We start from the raw sequence: 19,898 nt of genomic DNA, 5'->3' as shown, positions 1-19,898 counted from the left end.
CTGCGATTACCGTACGTTGCCGCGCTCGGTCGGCCATCGTTTATCGGAAGGTTGTGTGCGGAGATGACCTTGCATTAACGAGGCATTTCGCGGAGATTAACCGCCAAGCGAAGGGTGAGACATTGAAGTCTCACACTCAGGATGTGGATATCGCAGCGCATACCGTCCTTCTCATGACTCAGCTGGACGCGCGGCCACAGGCCGGAGACACGGTACGGGGAAGCGCCCCGGCCGACGGCGGTGTACGCGGCAAGGGCCTCGGCGGGAACTCCGTCGGCCTGATGGGCAGCGCCGTCATCGGCATCTCCACCGTCGCCCCCGTGTACTGCCTGACCTCGACCCTCGGCTCCACGGCCGGTGAGGTCGGCGTCCAGATGCCCGCCGTCTTCCTGGCCGGGTTCCTGCCGATGCTCCTGGTCGCGTTCGCCTACCGCGAGCTGAACCGGGCGATGCCGGACTGCGGCACCTCCTTCACCTGGACGGTGAAGGCGTTCGGCCCGCGCCTGGGCTGGATGTGCGGCTGGGGCCTGGTGATCGCCACGATCATCGTCCTGTCCAATCTGGCCGGCGTCGCCACCTCGTACTTCTGGCTGCTGGCCGGAGAGATCACGGGCAACGCGTCGGTCGCGGCCCTGGACGACAACAAGTTCGTCCACATCTCCACCTGCCTCGTCCTCATCGCCATCGCCACCGCCATCAGCTACCGGGGGATGACCGCGACCAAGGGCGTCCAGTACGCGCTGGTCGGGCTCCAGCTCGTGGTGCTCGCGGTGTTCGTGGCGATGGCGCTCCAGAAGGCGGGCGGCGGCGGCGCGGACTTCGCCACCTCCATCGACTTCTCCTGGTCCTGGCTGAACCCGTTCGCCGTCCAGTCCTTCGCGGCCTTCACCGCCGGGCTCTCGCTCTCCATCTTCATGTTCTGGGGCTGGGACGCCTGCCTGACCGCCAACGAGGAGACCACCGGCAGCGAGAAGACGCCGGGCCGCGCCGCGCTCATCGCGATGGTCGTCCTGGTCGGCTCCTACCTGGCGACCGGCATCGCCGCCCAGATGGCCGTCGGCTCCGGCGAATCCGGCCTCGGCCTCGCCAACCCGGAGACCTCCGACAACGTCTTCGCCGCCCTCGCCGGACCGGTGATGGGCCCCGGCCTCGGCATCCTGCTCTTCCTCGCGGTGCTCGCCTCGGCCGCCGCGAGCCTCCAGACCACGTTCATCCCGGTCGCCCGCACGGTCCTGGCCATGTCCGCCTACGAGGCGATGCCCGCCTCCTACGCCAAGGTCCACCCCCGCTTCAAGACGCCCGGCCGCGCGACGATCACCGCGGGCATCGGCACCGGCGTCTTCTACACGGTGATGACCCTGGTCAGCGAGCACGTCCTGGTCGACACGATCTACGCGCTCGGCCTCATGATCTGCTTCTACTACGCGCTGACGGCCTTCGCCTGCGCCTGGTACTTCCGCGCCGAACTCACCCGCTCCGGACGGGACCTGGTCTTCAAGGGGATCTTCCCGGTGGTCGGCGGCCTGCTGCTCGCCGCCGTGTTCGTCAAGACCCTCTACGACATGTGGGACCCGGCGTACGGCTCGGGATCCTCGGTCTTCGGCGTCGGTTCGGTCTTCGTCATCGGCGTCGGGCTGCTGCTCCTCGGCGTGGTGCTGATGCTCGCGATGCAGCGGCGCAGCCCGGCCTTCTTCCGGGGCGAGGTGCTGACGAAGGAGACCCCGGCCCTCGTGATCGAGGACTGAGGTCTCCGGCGGTCTCCGGCGGTTTCCGGCGGGCTGGGCCGCGCGGCGCGAGGGTCCGAGGCGGGCGGGCGAGGGGCCGCGGCCCGCGTGCCGGCCTACGGACGCCAGTAACCCAGCGCGCTCACCCGGTCCTTGGGCAGGCCCAGCTCCTTGCGGACGTAGGCCGCCAGGGTCCGGGTGGTCGACGTGTCGCAGGCGATCCAGACGTACGCGTCCCAGGGGTCCTCGCCCAGTAGCCCCGGCAGCGCCGCCTTCACCTCGGCGACCAGGTGGCCGCCCGCCTCGCGCCGCTCCACGTGGTGCAGGGTGTGGTGGCCGGGATCCAGACGGAAGGGCAGTTTCCGGTCCTCCTCGTGCGAGGACTCGAACCAGATCGTCGCCGGCGTGCGCGGAACGGCGTCCAGCAGGGAGTTGATCGCGGGCAGCGCCGCCGGGTCGCCGACCAGGAAGAGCCGCGCCGGGCGCGGCTCGGGCAGGGTGAAGCCCGTGCCCTGGAGTGTCGCGTCGATCGTGTCGCCGGGCCGGGCGGCCCGTGCCCAGGTGCAGGCGGGGCCCTCGTGCAGGGCGAATTCGAGACTGAAGGTCCCGGCCTCCGGGTCGGGATCGACCAGCGTGTAGGCGCGCTGATGCGGTTTGCCGGCGTTCTCGAACCAGAGCCGCACCCACATCGTCGGGTGTGCTCCGCCGGTCGCGGCGAGCAGCCCGCCGTCGGTCACGCGCACCCGGTGGAACCGGTCGCTCACCTGTTCCACCCTGGTCACGGTGAACGTGAAATCACGCCCCCGGAACAGCTTGAGAACGACGCCTTCCCAGCCATGCCCCACGGTGTCTCCCATCCCTTCCCCCGGTGCCCCGGCCCGCTGGCCAGGAATTTATTTAGGTTAGGCTAACCTAAATTGCAAGGCCCTGGAGAGTGGCTGACAAGCACCGGAATGACCGGGACGACCTCCGGGTACGGCCCCGGGGCGACTCGCGGACGAATCCGGGAACGGCCCCGGGACGACTCCGGGATCGAGGGAGGGCGGAGCCATGACCACCGACAGGGACGGCGAGAGACCGCGGGACGGCTTCGAGGTCTTCCGCGACGACCGGGGCATCCCCCATCTGCGCGCGCCGGACGCGCTCGCGCTCGCCCGCGCCCAGGGGCACAACGCCGCCCTGGACCGGGCCTGGCAACTGGAGACCGAACGCCACCGGCTCCTCGGCACCACCGCCGCCCACCTCGGCGCGGAGGCCGCCGACTGGGACGGCTTCGCCCGCCGGGCCCGGCTCGCCGACACCGCCCGCCGCTGCTACGCCCGCCTCGCGCCGGAGACCGCCGCCTGGGTGGCCGCGTACGTCGACGGGGTCAACGCCGGTCTCGCGGAAGGCGCGGCCCGCGCCCCCGAGTTCGCCGCCGCGCGCCTCGCCCCGGGCCGCTGGGAGCCCTGGACGCCGCTCGGCGTCTGGCTCGCCACGCACATCCTGTTCGCGGGCTTCCCCACCAAGCTCTGGCGCGAAGAGGTCGCCCGCCGGCTCGGCGAGGACCACCTCACCCTGTTCGCCACCGACGGGCCCGGGACCTCCGGCAGCAACGGCTGGCTGGCCCGTGCCGAGCGCACCGCCACCGGCGCGGCGATCATCGCGGGCGACCCGCACCGCTTCATCGAGGACCCGGGCGTCTACCAGCAGATACGGCTCGCCTGCCCCGCGTTCGACGTGGTGGGCCTCGCCGTCCCCGGCGTGCCCGGCATCGCCCACTTCGGCCACACCGGAGGCGTCGCCTGGGCGATCACCAACGCGATGGCCGACTACCAGGACCTGTACCGGGAGCGGTTGCGGCGCACCGCGAGCGGAACCGTCGAGGCGTTCGGCACGGACGGCTGGTACGCCGTCCACGCCCACACCGAGACGATCGAGGTCGCGGGGGCCGCGCCCCGGACGGTCGAGGTGATCGAAACGGACCGCGGCCCGGTGATCACCGGCGGCCCGGCGGCGAGCGGCGACGCGCCGGCCACCGCCGTCAGCCTGCGCCACCCGCCCCGCGTCACCGGCGAACTCGGCTTCGACGCCCTGCCGGCGCTGCTGCGGTCCCGTACGGTCGCCGACCTCGACGCCGCCCTCGACCGCTGGGTCGAACCCGTCAACGTGGTCCTCGCCGCCGACACCACCGGGGCCGCGCTGCACCGGACCGCCGGGCACGTCCCGGTGCGCCCGTACGAGAACCGGCTCCGCGTCGTTCCCGCCGACGACCCCGCGTACGCCTGGCGGGAGGGCGTCGAGCCGCTGCCCCGTACGGCGGTCGGCTCCACCGCCGTGATGGCCAACGAGCGCGGCCTCGCCGCCCCGCTCGGCGTCGAGTTCGCGCCCCCGCACCGCGCCGACCGCATCCAGGCCCTCCTCGACGGCCGCACGGACTGGACCCCCGCCGATATGGCCGCCGTCCACACCGACACCCTTCTGGCCTCGGCCCGCCCGCTGCTGGAACTGCTCGCCGGGACCACCGGCCTCGGCCCCGCGGCGCTGCGCCTGCGCGCGCGGCTGCTGGCCTGGGACCGCCGGATGGACGCCGGTTCCACCGAGGCGACGCTCTACGCCCGGCTGCGCACGGAGGTCGTCCGCCGGCTGGCCGGCCACCCCGCCCTCGCCGCCGTCACCGGCGCGGACGACCCGTGGCGCTCCACCGCGTATCCGCCGGTGTTCCGCCCCTGGCTGGCGGCCGTTCCCCGGATCGGCTACGCCCTGGAGACGCTGCTCACCGCCGGACTCCTGCCGTACGAGGACCGCTCCGCGCTGGTCGCCGCCGCGGCCGAGGCGGTCGCCGCCACCTGTGCCGACGGCCCCGGGCCGAGCCCCTGGGGCGAGGTGCACCGGGTCTCCCCGTGGCAGGCGCTGCCGGACGCCACGCCCGAGGAGGTCTGGCCGGGCCTGGCGGGGGACCACGACTGCGTGCTCTCCACCTCCGGCGTTCCCGGCGTCACCGACCTGTTCGCCCGGGGCCCGGCGGCCCGTTTCGTGTGGGACGTGGCCCGCCGCGACAACAGCCTGTGGGCCGTGCCGTTCGGCGCGTCCGGAGTGCCCGGCTCCGCCCACCACCGCGACCAGACGCCGCTGTGGGCGAGCGGCGGCCTCGCCCCGGTCGTCACCGACTGGAACCTGCTGCACCGGACCGAGGAGAGCACCGCCATGACGATCCCGCCCACCGGAACCACCGGAACCACCGGAACCACCGGAACCACCGGAACCAGCGGGGCCCCTCCGACCACCGGGACCTCCCCGACCTCCCCGACCGCCGGGGCCGCCGTCCCGGCCCTGCGTCCGGCCGCGTACGAGCAGAAGGTCGAGGGCTTCGGGACCGTGCGGATGGTCCCCGTCGACCCCGGGGCGGACGCCGGCCTGCTGCACGGCTGGGTCACCGAGGAGCGCGCCCGGTTCTGGGGCATGGGCGACCACACCCGGGAGGAGGTGCGCGAGATCTACGCGTACGTCGACTCGCTCCCCACGCACCACGCCTACCTCGCCCTGCGCGACGGCGTCCCGGCGGCCCTCTTCCAGACCTACGAGCCGGCCGCGGATCCGGTCGGCGAGTGCTACGACGTCCTGCCCGGCGACGTCGGCGTCCACCTGCTGATCGCCGCGGGCGACGTGGCGGTGAGGGGCTACACCGCGGCCCTGCTCACGGCGTTCGTCGGCTTCGTCTTCAGCGACCCGGCCTGTCTGCGGGTCGTCGTCGAGCCCGACGCCCGGAACGCGAAGGCCCTCGACCGGATGGTCCGGATCGGGTTCCGACTGGGGCCGGAGATCGAGAAGCCGGAGAAGACGGCCCGGCTCGCCTTCCTCACCCGGGCGGCGCTCCGGCTTCCGTAACCGCGCGGAGGGCGGAGGGCGGAGAGCAGAGGGCGGGGCGCGGGACAGGAAGCGCCGACCGGTGCCGGGGCGCGGACGCCCCCGCGTCCGCCGGGGCGCGGACGCCCCGGCGGACGCGGACTACAGCGGGCGCGTCCCGTCCTCGTTCAGCTCGCCGCCCTCCCGGAACAGCCGCCGGGCCACGGCATGGCCCCGCCCCGCGGCCATCCGGAACCACGGCTCCGCCGCCGCGAGCCCGTCGCGCTCCTGGACCAGGCGGCCCAGCTCCCACATCGACTCCACGTCCCCGGCCCGCACCGCCTGCCGCAGCAGCCGCTCCGCCGCGTCCGTCCGCCGTTCGGCCCACGCGGTCAGGGCGAGCGACCGCAGCCGCCGTACCGCACGGGCGTCGCCCGCCGCGGCGGCTGCCGCCAGCTCGTCCGGGTCCGCGGGGCGGCGGGACCGCTTCCGCACCAGCAGCAGGACGCCGACCAGCCACATCATCCAGCTCAGGCCGACCAGCGTGGAGTTCCCGGTGATCACGCCGGTCAGGCTCAGCGCGCCGCCCGCGGGCAGCAGGAAGTACCCCAGCCCCATCCCAGCTCCTCTCCGTTCCACCACGCCGTCCGTGTCACCACACGGCCCGTGTCACCACACGGCCCGTGTCACCACACGGTCCGTTCCACCGCACGGTCCGTCCCGCTTGCAGGCTCCCTTCCCCCTTCTCAGTCCGGCGTACCGGCCGCCGCGCCGAGGAGGACCGGATTGGTGAGCGCCGCGCACGCACCCGGCAGCCCCGGGACGACCGGCGCGTGCCGGACCTCGGCGCGGACATAGGCGGCGTGGGCGGGAGTCGTCCGCCACTCCACCACGCCCGTCCCGGTCGCGGGCAGCGGGGCGGTCAGCAACGTCCCCTGGTCGGTGACCAGGTGCACCGTGCAGCCGGGCGCGCCCGCCACCTCCAGCCGTACGGTCACCGGGGCGTCGGCCGCCGTCCGCAGCCGTTCGCCGATCCCCGCGCACCGGCCCCGCTCGTCCGACACGCCGAGGGCGAGGGAGACGGCGGCGGACTCGGCGAGGTAGGAGCGCCCGGCCCGCAGCCCCGCGAGGACGGCCTGCCGCGACAGCGTGTCGGCCAGCACGACCGTCTGCGGGTGCCCCAGCCGGTCGGGCTCGCGGTGGGCGTCGCTGCCGCCCACCGCCGGAATCCACCGCCTCCCCGGACCCGTCGGCCCCGGGCCGGTACCCCGTACGGTGGACGTGCCCCGTACGGAGGCCGTCAGCGCGTTGTCCCACTCAGCCAGGGCGATCTCGTCGTCCGGGGTCCAGGGACCGTTCCACACCTCGACCGCGTCCGCGTCCGCGTAGCCGAACTTCCAGCGGCAGCCGAGGCACGCGGCGTGCGGATGGGCGGGCACGACCAGGCCGCCCGCCTCGCGCACCCGGCGCGCGTACCGGCCGAAAAGCTGGTCGCGGGCCCGGTAGCGCCAGTCGACGAGGACGCCCGGGTCGGTGCCGAGCGCCAGCAGGTGCCCGTTGCGGGTGGTGACCTCCTGGCCGGTCAGGATCAGCAGGTCCTCGCCCCACAGCCCCTCCCAGGCGGCGTGCGCGGAGGTGGTGTTGTGCTCGCTGCTGTGGACGAAGTCCAGCCCGGCCGCCCGCGCCGCCGCGGCGATCTCGGCCGGGGTGCGCCGCCCGTCGGAGTGCACGGAGTGCACGTGGCAGTCGCCCCGGTACCAGGCGCGGCCCCGGCCCCGCGCCCGCTCGGGCGGGTACACCGGAACGGGCGTGCGGGCGCCCTCACCGAAGCGCAGGGTGACCGTCACCTCGTACGCCAGCCCGCCCGGCGCCACGGTGTAGGGGGCCAGGGCGATGTGCCAGGTCCCGGGGCGCACGGGTCCGGGGAGGTAGCCGGGGGTGGCCGCGTCGCCCCGGACGAAGAACGAGCCGCGCGCCCCGCCCGACCAGCCGCGGAAGCCGCGCCCGCCGAGACCCGCGCCGCGTTCGTCGAAGAGGCCGATGTCGAGCGCGTTGCCCTGGACGCCGGGCGGGACGGGCGGCTTCTCGTACGTGTACGAGACGGCGAACTCGGCCACCCCGCGCGGGACGTCCACGGGCAGGTGGACGAAGTCCGGCGAACCGGCGGGCAGCCTGCCGCGCACGGTCCTGCCGCGCACGGAGGTTCCGGCGGTCCCGGCGGGCAGGATGAGGCGGGCGAGCGTCGCGCCGGGCGGGCGGGGCGTGGGCGGTTCCGTCATGCGGGGCTCCCTCGAAGGCGGCGGAAGGCGGCGGCCGGCGGCGGCGCGGCCACGGGCACGGTGACCGGCACGGGCCCACACGCCCAGGGGGCCCGCAGGCCACGGCCCCCGGCCCACGGGTCCGCGAGCCCACAGGTCCACGGTCTCGGATTTCGTCGTCGTACGGCATACCTTGGCCCTTCGTACGCATGACGCGCGTACGCATTGACGCGCGTACGCATTGACGCGCCCGCGCAGGATGTGCCCGCGCATGACGCGCTGACGGACGACGGAGGTGTTCTCGATGCGGATCGCCACGACGATCTTCCTGACCGACGAGACGGTGACCCCGGTCAGGCTCGCCCGCGAGCTGGAGCGACGGGGGTTCGCCGGGCTGTACGTGCCCGAGCACACCCACATCCCGGTGAGCCGCCGCACGCCCTACCCGGCCGGCGGCGACCTGCCCCGCGAGTACGGCCGCACGCTGGACCCGTTCGTCGCCCTCGGCCAGGCCGCCGCGGTCACCGAACGGCTCGCGCTCGGCACCGGCATCACGCTGGTCGCCCAGCACGACCCGATCGACCTGGCCAAGCAGGCGGCCACCCTGGACCACCTCTCCGGCGGCCGGTTCACGCTCGGCGTCGGCTACGGCTGGAACGTCGAGGAGGCCGCCGACCACGGCGTCGAGTGGTCGACCCGCCGGGAGCTGAGCAGCGACCGGCTGGCCCTGATGCGGGCGCTGTGGGCGGACGAGCCGACGGCGTACGCGGGAAGGTTCGGGTCGGTGCAGGCCAGCGAGGCGCACCCCAAGCCGGTCCGGCGCCCGCGCGGCCCGGTCAACGGCCCGCGCACCCTGATCGGCGGCGGCGCGGGCCCGAAGCTGTTCGCGCACATCGCGCGGGACGCGGACGGCTGGCTGCCCATCGGCGGCCGGGGCCTGACCGAGTCCGTGCCGAAGCTGCGGGCGGTGTGGGAGGAGGCGGGACGCGACCCGAAGGACCTCCAGGTGGTGCCGTACGCGGTGCTGCCGAGTCCCGGGAAGCTCGCCCACTACGCGGATCTGGGCATCGAGGAGGTCGTGCTCCAGCTGCCCTCGGCGGACGAACCGGAGGTGCTGCGGGCCCTCGACGCCTACGCCGCGTTCCTGTGACCCGGCACGTGGCGGAACGGCCCGGCCCGGCCCGGATTCCGGGCGCTGTGCAACCGGAATCGGCCGCAGGGCATCCTTACCCTGCGGGGATCGCATACGCGGGCCCGGTTCGCAGAGATATTCGTGCGGATGCATCGAACGCCCGTCCGGGTGAGGAGCTGGAATGAACAGGCCGTTGCGGCACATAGCCATCTTCTGCGGGCTGCTGGTGCTGGGGCTCCTGCTCCGGGCGAACTGGCTCCAGCACATCGACCGCCAGGAGCTGGCCCAGCACGAGAAGAACGCCCGGGTGCGCTTCGAGCGGTTCACCACCCCGCGCGGCGACATCATCGTCGGGGGCAAGGCCGTCACCGGCTCGAAGGAGACCGGCAGCAGGGACTACGCGTTCCGCCGGACCTTCAAGGACGGGCCGATGTACGCCCCCGTCACCGGCTACGCCTCCCAGGCCCAGGGCACCTCGCTGCTGGAGCGCACGTACGACAGCGTCCTCAGCGGACAGGACGACCGCTTCGCCTTCCGGCACGCGAAGGACGTCCTGACCGGGCAGCCCCGGCGCGGCGGCGACGTGATCACGACCATCGACGCGAAGGCGCAGAAGGCCGCGTACAAGGGGCTGACCGACCTGAAGGCCCGGGGCGCGGTCGTCGCCCTCGACCCGCGCACCGGCAAGGTGCTCGCGCTGGCCTCGGCGCCCTCCTACGACCCCGAGACCTTCGCCGGGATCTCGTTCAAGGAGAGCGACCGCTTCAAGGTGCTGCTCGACGACAAGAGCAAGCCGCTCGCCAACCGCCCGCTGCGCGAGACCTACCCGCCCGGCTCCACCTTCAAGGTCCTCACCGCGGCGGCGGCGCTGGAGCACGGTGTGATCTCGGACGTGGACGCCCGCACCGGCGCGGTCTCGCCGTACCCGCTGCCGCTGTCCACCAACAGGATCGGCAGTGAGGCCGGCGACGCGGTGTGCGACAAGGCGTCGCTGAAGACCGCCATGCAGTACTCCTGCAACAACGTCTTCCTGGACGCGGCGTCGAAGCTGGGCGAGAAGCGGATGCGCGAGACGGCGGAGAAGTTCGGCTTCAACGAGGACGTGTACGCGGAGGAGTTCGGCGACATGCTCGCCACGAAGAGCCTCTATCCGCAGCAGCTCGACAAGCCGGGCACCGCGCTCACCGGCATGGGCCAGGGCAGCCTGACCAGCACGCCGATGCAGATGGCGATGGTGACGGCCGCGCTCGCCAACGACGGGAAGCTGATGCAGCCCCACATCGTCGAGGAGCTGCGCGGCCCGGACCTGTCCACGCTGGAGAAGAACGAACCGGCGCAGATGAGCCAGGCCGTCTCCGCCGAAACGGCGAAGAAGGTCCAGGAGATGATGGAGTTCACGGCGAAGGAGGGCAGCGCCCAGCGCGCCCTGATCGACGGCGTGACGGTCGGCGGCAAGACGGGCACCGCCCAGCGCGGCGTGAACGTCCGCGACGAGGTGCCGTACGGCTGGTTCGTCAGCTACGGCAAGAAGGACGACGGCCGCTCGGTCGCGGTCGCCGTCTTCATCGACCCGACGGACATGGACATCTCCCGCTCCGACATCTCCGGCGGACGCCTGGGCGCGCCGATCGCGAAGAGCGTGATGCAGGCGGTGCTGGGGGACTAGGACCGCGTAGTGCGGTCCTCCGGGGTGTGACGGGCGGTGCGGAATCGACATGACGCACCGTCGAGCCGTGAAGGTCACGGCCCGGCTGACCGGCCACGCCGGCGGTTCGGCGACGAGCAAGGCCACGAAGGCGGTCACCGGCTGACCCGGACCCCTCGGCCGCTCGACCTCACGGGGGCGGCCTCCCACCGGTACATCCGGCGGGAGGCCGCCCCGAGGTCTTCCCCGGACGCCTACCGGACATCCACGCCGATCACCTGCCGGGACAGCCGCACCGGGCACCTACGGGGACAGCCCCACCGGACACCCACCGGGACAGCTCCACCGGCTCTCCGCTGCCGGCGTCACCGGGCCGGCGTCACCGTGCCGCCCGGCGTCACCGGGCCCGGCGGCGGCTCACCGCACGGCCCTGAGCGTCGCCTTCCGCCGGGGCGATTCGTCCTCGGCGTCCGTCAGCCGTACCAGCTCCGTCAGCGCCCCCACCCGGAAGTCCGCCGTCGCCACCACGTCCGGATGCTCCGCCCACCAGTGCCCGTACGGCCCCCGCCGCAGATGCGCGGTCCGCAGCCCCGCCGCCGCGGCCGGGAACAGGTCGTCGGCCGGATGGTCGCCGACGTACACCGTGGCCCCCGGTTCCGCCTCCGCCACCTCGGCCACCCGCGCGAAGAACGCCGGGTCCGGCTTCCGCACGCCCCACTCGTCCGAGGCGACCACCAGATCCGCGGGCAGGTCCAGGCCCCGCAGCAGCTCACCGGCCCGCACCGTGCCGTTCCCGGCGACGACGACCCGGACGCCCGCCGCGCGCAGTTCGGCCAGCGCGGGCCGCACGTCCGGGTAGAGGTCCGACTCGTCGAGGTGTTCGCCCCGCCCCGCGGCGGCACGGGCCAGGCGCGCCTCCTCGACGTCCATGCCGGGCCGCAGCACGCGCAGCGCGTCCGAGGCGTCGCGCCCCTGCGACACCGCGGCCCCGACCAGCGCGCTGAGCGTGTGCGCCGGTACGCCGAGCCAGTCGGCCCAGGACGCCCAGTGGCGGTCGTCGCGTACGAGTGTTTCGCCGATGCCGAGGACGATCGTTTCCATCACCGTCCCGACCCTACGGGGAGCGACCGCCGTCGCGGCGATACGCACGGGTGAGTCGCCCGGACGGCGCCCGGTCCGCTCCGGCGCGACCGTCGTTCCGTCCGCCGAGGCGACCGTCGCGCCCACGGGGGACGTGACGGTCGCACCTCCGGCCGGACTTCCGTTCGAACGGAAACCCGTCGGCGCCGAGGCCCTGGTCCGTGCCGCGCGTGTCGCTCGTATGCTCGGTTCATGACCGATCCTCAGAGCGGACGCCCCACCTCCAACGCCCTGCGGCGCGCGCTCAAACGTGCCCGCGACGGTGTCGCCCTCGACACGACCGAGGCCGCCGTCCTGCTCCAGGCGCGCGGCGACGATCTGACGGACCTCGCCGCCTCCGCCGCCCGGGTCCGGGACGCGGGCCTGGAGGCGGCGGGACGGCCCGGCGTCATCACGTACTCGCGCAAGGTCTTCATCCCGCTGACGCGCCTGTGCCGTGACAAGTGCCACTACTGCACCTTCGTCACCGTGCCCGGCAAGCTCCGCCGCGCGGGCCACGGCATGTTCCTCTCCCCGGACGAGGTGCTGGACATCGCCCGCGAGGGCGCGGCCATGGGCTGCAAGGAAGCGCTGTTCACCCTCGGCGACCGGCCCGAGGACCGGTGGCCCGAGGCGCGGGAGTGGCTGGAGGCGGAGGGGTACGACGACACCCTCGCGTACGTCCGCGCCATGGCGATCCGGGTCCTGGAGGAGACGGGCCTGCTGCCCCACCTCAACCCGGGCGTCATGACCTGGACCGACCTCCAGCGCCTCAAGCCGGTCGCGCCCTCCATGGGGATGATGCTGGAGACGACGGCGACCCGGCTGTGGTCCGAGCCGGGAGGCCCGCACCACGGCTCCCCGGACAAGGAGCCCGCCGTACGCCTGCGCGTCCTCGAAGACGCCGGCCGCTCCAACGTGCCCTTCACCACGGGCGTCCTGATCGGCATCGGCGAGTCGTACGAGGAGCGCGCCGACGCCCTCTTCGAGCTGCGCCGGACGGCCCGCGCCTACCACGGCATCCAGGAGGTCATCGTCCAGAACTTCCGCGCCAAGCCGGACACGGCGATGCGCGGGATGCCGGACGCCGAGCTGGAGGAGCTGGCCGCCGCCATCGCGGTCGCCCGCCACATCCTCGGCCCGTCCGCGCGCATCCAGGCCCCGCCGAACCTGGTGGACGCCGAGTACGCGCTCCTCATCGGAGCGGGCATCGACGACTGGGGCGGCGTCTCGCCGCTCACCCCCGACCACGTCAACCCCGAGCGCCCCTGGCCGCACATCGACGAACTGGCCGCGAAGACAGCCGAGGCGGGATTCGAACTCCGCGAACGCCTCACCATCTACCCCGAGTTCATCCAGCGCGGCGAACCGTGGCTCGACCCCCGCCTCCTCCCGCACGTCCGCGCCCTGGCCGACCCGGAGACGGGCCTCGCCCGCGAGGGAGTACGGCCTGCCGGGCTGCCCTGGCAGGAGCCGGACGAGGGCTTCAACGCCTCCGGCCGCACCGACCTGCACCGCACCATCGACACCGAGGGCCGCACCGGCGACCGCCGCGACGACTTCGACGAGGTGTACGGGGACTGGGAGGCGCTGCGCGAGGCCGCCGCGCCCGGCATGGTCCCCTCCCGCATCGACGCCGACGTCCGCCAGGCGCTCGGCCGGGCCGCCGACGACCCGACGCGGCTCACCGACGACCAGGCCCTCGCGCTGCTCCACGCGGACGGCCCGGCGCTGGACGAGCTGTGCCGGATCGCGGACGCGGTGCGCCGGGACATGGTCGGCGACGACGTCACGTACGTCGTCACGCGGAACATCAACTTCACCAACGTCTGCTACACCGGCTGCCGCTTCTGCGCCTTCGCGCAGCGGCGCACCGACGCCGACGCGTACACGCTCTCGCTGGACCAGGTCGCGGACCGGGCGGCGCAGGCGTGGGACGTCGGCGCGGTCGAGGTCTGCATGCAGGGCGGGATCCACCCGGACCTGCCCGGCACGGCGTACTTCGACATCGCGCGGGCGGTGAAGGAGCGGGTGCCGGGCATGCACGTGCACGCCTTCTCGCCCATGGAGGTCGTCAACGGCGCGACCCGCACCGGCATGTCGATCCGGGACTGGCTGATCGCCGCCAAGGAGGCCGGGCTCGACTCGATCCCGGGCACGGCGGCGGAGATCCTGGACGACGAGGTGCGCTGGGTCCTCACCAAGGGCAAGCTGCCCACGGCCACCTGGCTGGAGGTGATCAGGACGGCGCACGAGGTGGGGCTGCGCTCCTCCTCCACGATGATGTACGGCCACGTCGACCAGCCGCGCCACTGGCTCGGCCACTTCCGCACGCTCGCCCGGCTCCAGCAGGAGACCGGTGGCTTCACGGAGTTCGTGACGCTGCCCTTCATCCACACCAACGCCCCGGTCTACCTGGCCGGCATCGCCCGCCCGGGGCCGACCGACCGGGACAACCGGGCCGTCACCGCGATGGCGCGGCTCCTCCTCCACCCGCACATCACCAACATCCAGACGAGCTGGGTGAAGCTCGGCACGGAGGGCGCGGCCGAGATGCTGCGCTCGGGCGCGAACGACCTGGGCGGCACGCTGATGGAGGAGACCATCTCCCGTATGGCGGGGTCGAGTTACGGTTCGTACCGCTCCATCCAGGACCTGGTCGCCATCGCCGACCTGGCGGGCCGCCCGGCCCGGCCGCGCACCACGCTGTACGGCGAGGTCCCCGAGGAGCGGGTGGCTGCGGCCACCGCGTCGGACGGGCACCTGCCGGAGCTGCTGCCGGTGCTGCCGAGCTGACGGAGGGGGAGGCCGGGGGCGAGGGCGGACGGAAGGCGACCTCCCGCCCCCTGCCCCTCCCTGAACTCCCGTCCCTGACCTCCTACCCCTGAACTTCCCTCCCTGAAAGACCTGTTCGGCTGCGACCGGCGACCGGCGACCGCTCCGCGAGCCGGGACGGGCGCGCGCGGGGCTCCCCGGCCCGGCATCGACACAGCGCCGAATCCGGCCCGAACCGGCCGGACGCAGGAGCCGCCACGCCCGGTAACCTGTCCGGCGTCACACGGTGAGCGCCGAATACGGGGGTGTCGATGCGCGACCGCCAGGAGTCCGGAACGCACGGACGCGGCGCCGGCGGAACGGGGCGCGGATGACCGGGGCGGCCGGGTCCGTGACGGGGGTGCGGAGGGCGGTCAGCCTCATCCTTCCGGTGCGGCTCCCGGCCGACCCGGTGTCCTGGGCCCACGGGCCCCTTCCCTTCGAGGCGGGCGGCCGTCGTACGGACGTGGCGTCACGCCGTACGTACTTCACCCACGCGGCCGGCCGCGCCCTGTACGGAACGCCCGAACGGCCCTGCCGCTGGCACTGTTTCGCCGACGTCGCGCACGGAGCCCTGCGTCTGCGGGGCATGGAGATCCTGCGGACGCCGACCGCCCTGCATCCCCGGCACGCGCTGGCCGTCCTGCACTGCTCCGTCGTGACCACGGAGCTACTGGACGTACTGCGCGCGCTCGGGCACCGCGCCGGAGCGGATCCCGATCCGCTCGCCGGGCCGCTGGCCCCCGACGTCCTGCTCGCCGGCGTCGCCACGCCGGCCGGCACCGGGGCGCCGTTCGCCGTGCCCCATCCCTACACCGTGGCGTTCCTGACGCCCGGCGAGGCCGACACGGCGATCCTCCGCTCCCAGGGCGTGCTTCCGCCTACCGCCGACCGGTGCCTCTGGGCCATGGCCTCCCGTTCGAACGAGTCGGACTTCCCCACCCCCGTGGAGCAGTTACCGGGCCAGACCGAGTGCGCCGTGCGCATCTCCGCCGACTGGAGCGCGCTCGTCCTGCGGCACGGAGCCGCGTTCGTCGGACACCGCCCCGACGAGGGCGACGGCGACTTCTACGACTTCGCCTCCCTCCACGTCCGGTCCGTCTACCTGGACGCCCTGCTCCTCGGCATCGCGCAGCGCGATCACATCGACGAACTGACCGACGGTCTCTCCGGGATCTTCGACGGCCCCGGGCTCGCCCGCCGCGTCGCCGCGCTCGAACGCGACATCGCCGGTTTCCGCAGCACCTACTGGCGTCAGCACCTCACCGCCCACGGCCCGGCCAACGAACTGCTCCTCGCCTACCACGAGCAGTACCGGCTGCCCGTACGGTTCGAGGAGATCCTGTCGGAGGCCGCCGACTACGCGCGGCTGGTCCAGACGCAGGACGGGCAGCAGATCGCGGGAGCCCTCGGCGTGCTCACCATCCTCGGCCTCCCTCTCGGTACGGCCCTGAGCATCCTCCAGGTGCTCGGCGACGACGATCCCGCACACCTTCTGATGGCCCTCGCGGCGGCCCTGCTCGCGACGGCCGCCGCCTTCGCCACCCGGTACGGACGTCTGGTCCTGGCCTCGCTGAGGGGCGGGACGGCCTCCGACGGGTGATCGCGAACTGACAGGAGAGGAAGCCGAGTTGTTACCATGAGAGACGAATCGCCGAACAGGACGCGGTCGACGTGAAAGCCAACGAGGGCGAGTCGCTCCGGCTGTACAAGAAGGCACTCAGGTATGCCGAATCGGACCCCGAGGTGTTTCTGAGCACGGCACGACGAGCAGCGGAGTCGATCCTCTTGGACATTGCCCTGCAGGAGGCGGTCGGGTCCAAGCCGACACTCGAATCCCTGCTCACCGTGCTCACGGCCCGAGGGCTCGTACCGCAGAAGATGGTGCTCGCCATCCGCACGATCCAGAACTACGGCAACTACGGGAGCCACGCGCTGGACGGCACGGACGAGGAGATCTCCGCCGAGGACGTCCAGCCCTGCCTGAACGCCCTGACCCAGCTCGCCGTCTGGTACGGACGGACCAGCTCGGCCTTCGCGGAGGACGAGGGCCGCGAGGCGCTGGCCGCCGTGCGGCGGGCCGCCGGAACGACGCGCCTGGCGGACTCCACCCTGATCGTGGTGAAAGCGCTGCTGCTCGGCTGCGGCTTCGAGGACGTCCTGGCCCGGCACCACCATCGGGTCGTCCCCATACAACTCCCCTGGTCGGACCAGCTGGTCAGGGATGTGGCCGCGGGACGACTCGACCTGGCGATCTACAACGAGCAGCGGCTGCTGCGGATGATCGAGGACGATCCCCGGCTGGAGTCGCAGACCGTGTCCGTCGGCCGTCTCGGCCACTCGATGGGAGGCCGGAACTTCTACCTCCTCGCCGCCCGCGCGGGCCGCTGGGGCGGAACGACGGCAGAGGAGTTCCTCGCGGACCCGGCGGGCGCGGAGATCGCCGTACCGAAGTACAGCGACATGTTCGCGAACGTCCTGTCCGCCTTCTCCACGGACGAGGCCGGCCTGCGGGACCTGGGCATCCGCGTCCTCGACGTACCGCACCACCTCGGCCTGGAACTCTTCCACCTGAATCCGGATGTCCTGGCCGTCGGCGGGCAGAACCTGCGGATGCACGCCCGTGACTCGGACGACTACTTCGAACTGCTGAACTCCGAGATGCTGCCCGTCCCGATCCAGATGAGGCTGCGGTCGGCCGCCGCCAACGTGCTCATCGCCAACCGCGCCTGGCTGTCCGCCCTGGACACCCCGCCCAGTGAGCTGTACCGGCAGCTGATGCGGCGCTTCCACGACATGGGCGCGGACCCGGACCGATTCGAGGCCGTCGTCGACGACCTGATCGCGCACGCCTCGTTCCCGTTGCAGAACAGCCAGGACAGCCGCGAGCGGCTGGTGCGCCACGTCCTGTTCGAGAGCTACCGCCTGGGGGATCCGTGACGCCTGCCAAACGCGTGCTGGTACTCGGAGGGACCAACTTCGACATCATCGTCCGGGCCGAGCGGTTCCCCGACGAGCACGAGAAGGTCCGGGGCGAGGCGTGCTCCGCGCTGCCCGGCGGTTCGGCCGCCAACACCGCGCTCGGGCTCGTCCGCCAGGGCTGTGAGGCACGGCTCGTGTCGGCGGTCGGCGACGACGCGCTCGGCGCGCTGTGCCTGGACGACCTGCGGGCCGGAGGCGTGGACACGGAGCTGATGCGCGTGGACGCGTCCGCGCGGACGAGCATGGCCATCGTGATCTCCTCCGGAGTCGGCAAGCGCATGATGACGTTCGCCGGAGCCGACCGGGACCTGGCGTTCCGCGCCGTCACGGAGGACGACGTACGGGACGTGGACCACGTGCACGTCGTGGGCGAACCCACCTCCCAGCTCGGGCGGGTGGTGGACCTGGCCCGCCGGTTGGGCCGTTCCCTCTCGATCGAGTGGAACGGCCGGGACATGTCCGCGCTGGCCCGCGGACCGGGACTGAACCTGATGAACGGGGACGAGGCGGCGCGTCTCCCGGACGCGGCCGACGACCCCGGTGCCACCGCGAGGCGGTACGCGCGGCTCCTGTCGGGAGATGTGATTCTGACGCTGGGCGCCGACGGCGCCCTGTGGGCCCCGGCCGACGGCGAGGTGCTGCGCGAACCGACGGACGTCGTGGAACCCGTCGACCGGACCGGTGGCGGCGACGCCTTCAACGCGGGGGTCGTCGCCGGGTGGCTGTTCGGCGAGCCGCCCTCCGCGTGCATGCGCAGAGGACTCGACGCGGCGTCGCACGTGATCACGAAGATAGGAGCTCATCCATGACCCGGTGGCTTGGTGTCGCCCTGCTGCCCCGCGCGGACCACACGCGCTCGGCGATCCGTCTCCAGCAGCGCCTCGGCGTCGGGCGCCCGCTGAGCCCGGTGCTGAGCGAGGAGGGCAACCTGCCCCACCTGACGGTCTTCCAGGGCCCCTTCGACGACGCCCTGGACCCCGTACGGGAACTCGCCCGGATCGCGGCATCGGTGAGCCTGCCCGACGAACTGTCCCTGGCCTCCGTCGGCGTGGTCCACCAGCCGACCGGGTGGCTGTTCATGTCGGTCGAGAGGCCCGCTCTGCTGGAGAAGCTGCAGAAGTCGGTCCTGGACGCGCTGGCCCCCCACCTCGACCGGGCCGCCTTCGACACGTCGAAGGACACGTCGAGGTTCACGGAGGCCGAGCGGGCGAGCTTCGCCCAGTACGGCTACCGCTACACCGGCGACGCCTACGCACCCCACATCACGCTCGGCCGCACCGACGAGCAGTCCGCCCTGGAGCTCGCCCGTACCGCGCACGAGCTCACCCGGGTGCCGGAGGAATGGACCTTCGACCGGCTCAGCTTCTACGTGATGGGCGAGCACGGCGCACACGCGCTGAAGCTGGCCGAGCTGTCGCTCGCCGCCGCGTGATCCCGCCGCGCCCGTCCCGTGACGCGCTGCACCGCGCCGCCCGGGAGGCCATGGACGCCGGGGTGCGCTGGCTCACCGCCGAGGGCGCCGGCCAGGAGTGGACGCGCCGCGGCTTCAAGCCCTCCGGCGAGGAGGTCACGGCCGCCGACGTCGAGGTCGAGCGCCGTATGACCCGGGTGCTGGCCGCCCGCACGCCCGGCATCCCGGTCATCGGCGAGGAGACGGCCGCGGCGGGCGCGCTGCCCGCGGAGTGCTGGCTGCTCGATCCCGTCGACGGCACGATGAACTTCGCCCGGGGAGCCCCCGGATACGCCGTGTCGCTCGCCTTCGCGGCGGCCGGCTCACCGGTGATCGGTGTGGTGGACGCGCCCGCACTCGGCCGGCGCTGGAGTACCGGTGGCTGGAGTACCGGTGGCGAGCGCGGGTCGCCGCCGAGGGGAAGGGACCGGGGCCGGGAGCTGTCCGGGGCGGTGGTCGGCCTCACGGGCACGGGCTCCGCCCGTCCCCGGACCGCCCGCCTCATCGGCCGCCTGTACGCGAGCGCGTACCGGATCAGGTTGCAGGGCTCCATGAGCCTGGACCTGGTGGGCGTGGCGGAGGGCTGGCTGGACGCCTGCGTCTGCCTCGGCCCCCGGCCGTGGGACGTGGCGGCGGGGACGGCCCTCGTGCGGGAGCGCGGCGGGGCGGTGCTCGGCCCCGGAGGACGGGACGCCACGGTCGAGTCGCCCGTGCTGGCGGCGGGCGACGAGCCGCTCGCCCGGGAACTGATCGCCCTCTGGGAGTCGTCGGCGGGCTGAGGAGACTTCCCCCTCCGACGGCCGTCGCTTCTCCGGCGGCCGTCGCGGCCCCCCCCCGCGCCCCGGTAGCGCCGGGCGCTCCCGGCCGGTCAAAAACGACCTGCGGGACGTCCGTCGACATACCCGTACGTACTCCGGTCGCCCCCTCTACGGCCCGTTCCCGTTCCATT

At 73.4% G+C, this 19,898-nt stretch carries 14 protein-coding genes; 10 read left to right on the top strand and 4 right to left on the bottom strand.

The features are described 5' to 3' along the window. Window positions 1–173: 173 nt before the first annotated feature. Entirely contained in the window at window positions 174–1,745 is a 1,572-nt protein-coding gene (locus EES43_RS11885; protein WP_124268703.1) for an APC family permease, read from the top strand. Between the two features lie 95 nt (window positions 1,746–1,840). Here EES43_RS11885 and EES43_RS11880 read toward each other — a convergent pair whose 3' ends face one another. Beyond that, window positions 1,841–2,569 carry a siderophore-interacting protein gene (locus tag EES43_RS11880; protein WP_124271927.1) on the bottom strand — a complete coding sequence of 243 codons (729 nt, stop codon included), beginning with the start codon at window positions 2,567–2,569 and terminating at the stop codon, window positions 1,841–1,843. A 205-nt stretch (window positions 2,570–2,774) separates the two neighbouring features. On the opposite strand from EES43_RS11880, the gene EES43_RS11875 reads away from it, so the two are divergent. Next, a complete protein-coding gene (locus tag EES43_RS11875; protein ID WP_124268702.1) occupies window positions 2,775–5,591 on the top strand; it encodes a GNAT family N-acetyltransferase in 2,817 nt (938 codons plus the stop codon). 120 nt (window positions 5,592–5,711) lie between these two features. On the opposite strand, the gene EES43_RS11870 is transcribed toward EES43_RS11875, so the two are convergent. Together EES43_RS11870 and EES43_RS11865 are read right to left on the bottom strand one after the other, a co-directional pair. After that, complete coding sequence (locus tag EES43_RS11870) at window positions 5,712–6,167, bottom strand: SEL1-like repeat protein (RefSeq protein WP_124268701.1); 456 nt, start codon at window positions 6,165–6,167, stop codon at window positions 5,712–5,714. Window positions 6,168–6,295: 128 nt separating this feature from the next. Beyond that, window positions 6,296–7,828: a CehA/McbA family metallohydrolase gene (locus tag EES43_RS11865; protein WP_124268700.1), complete on the bottom strand. Its 1,533-nt coding sequence runs from the start codon at window positions 7,826–7,828 to the stop codon at window positions 6,296–6,298. A gap of 283 nt (window positions 7,829–8,111) precedes the next feature. On the opposite strand from EES43_RS11865, the gene EES43_RS11860 reads away from it, so the two are divergent. Both EES43_RS11860 and EES43_RS11855 read left to right on the top strand, forming a co-directional pair. Then, entirely contained in the window at window positions 8,112–8,957 is an 846-nt protein-coding gene (locus tag EES43_RS11860; RefSeq protein WP_124268699.1) for an LLM class F420-dependent oxidoreductase, read from the top strand. A gap of 163 nt (window positions 8,958–9,120) precedes the next feature. Continuing rightward, window positions 9,121–10,605: a peptidoglycan D,D-transpeptidase FtsI family protein gene (locus EES43_RS11855; protein WP_124268698.1), complete on the top strand. Its 1,485-nt coding sequence runs from the start codon at window positions 9,121–9,123 to the stop codon at window positions 10,603–10,605. A gap of 396 nt (window positions 10,606–11,001) precedes the next feature. Here the strand turns inward: EES43_RS11855 and EES43_RS11850 are convergent, their stop codons facing one another. After that, window positions 11,002–11,685 carry an HAD family hydrolase gene (locus EES43_RS11850; RefSeq protein ID WP_124271926.1) on the bottom strand — a complete coding sequence of 228 codons (684 nt, stop codon included), beginning with the start codon at window positions 11,683–11,685 and terminating at the stop codon, window positions 11,002–11,004. Between the two features lie 231 nt (window positions 11,686–11,916). Here EES43_RS11850 and EES43_RS11845 point away from each other — a divergent pair, with 231 nt between their 5' ends. From EES43_RS11845 to EES43_RS11820, 6 genes are all read left to right on the top strand, one after another. Continuing rightward, window positions 11,917–14,499 carry a bifunctional FO biosynthesis protein CofGH gene (locus EES43_RS11845; protein WP_124268697.1) on the top strand — a complete coding sequence of 861 codons (2,583 nt, stop codon included), beginning with the start codon at window positions 11,917–11,919 and terminating at the stop codon, window positions 14,497–14,499. Window positions 14,500–14,848: 349 nt separating this feature from the next. Next, on the top strand, window positions 14,849–16,120 hold the full coding sequence (locus EES43_RS11840; RefSeq protein WP_124268696.1) for a hypothetical protein: 1,272 nt from the start codon (window positions 14,849–14,851) through the stop codon (window positions 16,118–16,120). 71 nt (window positions 16,121–16,191) lie between these two features. After that, window positions 16,192–17,457: a DUF4145 domain-containing protein gene (locus EES43_RS11835; protein ID WP_124268695.1), complete on the top strand. Its 1,266-nt coding sequence runs from the start codon at window positions 16,192–16,194 to the stop codon at window positions 17,455–17,457. Further along, window positions 17,454–18,308: a carbohydrate kinase family protein gene (locus EES43_RS11830; RefSeq protein WP_241192389.1), complete on the top strand. Its 855-nt coding sequence runs from the start codon at window positions 17,454–17,456 to the stop codon at window positions 18,306–18,308. Before EES43_RS11835 ends, EES43_RS11830 begins: the two co-directional genes overlap by 4 nt. Then, entirely contained in the window at window positions 18,305–18,931 is a 627-nt protein-coding gene (locus EES43_RS11825; RefSeq protein WP_124268694.1) for a 2'-5' RNA ligase family protein, read from the top strand. Before EES43_RS11830 ends, EES43_RS11825 begins: the two co-directional genes overlap by 4 nt. Further along, window positions 18,928–19,728, top strand: a complete 801-nt coding sequence (locus tag EES43_RS11820; RefSeq protein WP_241192388.1) for an inositol monophosphatase family protein — start codon at window positions 18,928–18,930, stop codon at window positions 19,726–19,728. Before EES43_RS11825 ends, EES43_RS11820 begins: the two co-directional genes overlap by 4 nt. Window positions 19,729–19,898 lie beyond the last annotated feature (170 nt).

It is taken from the genome of Streptomyces sp. ADI96-02, from assembly GCF_003846185.1.
GTDB lineage: Bacteria > Actinomycetota > Actinomycetes > Streptomycetales > Streptomycetaceae > Streptomyces.
Note: the sequence above shows the minus strand (reverse complement) of the source record. Positions and strands in the feature narration are given on the sequence as shown.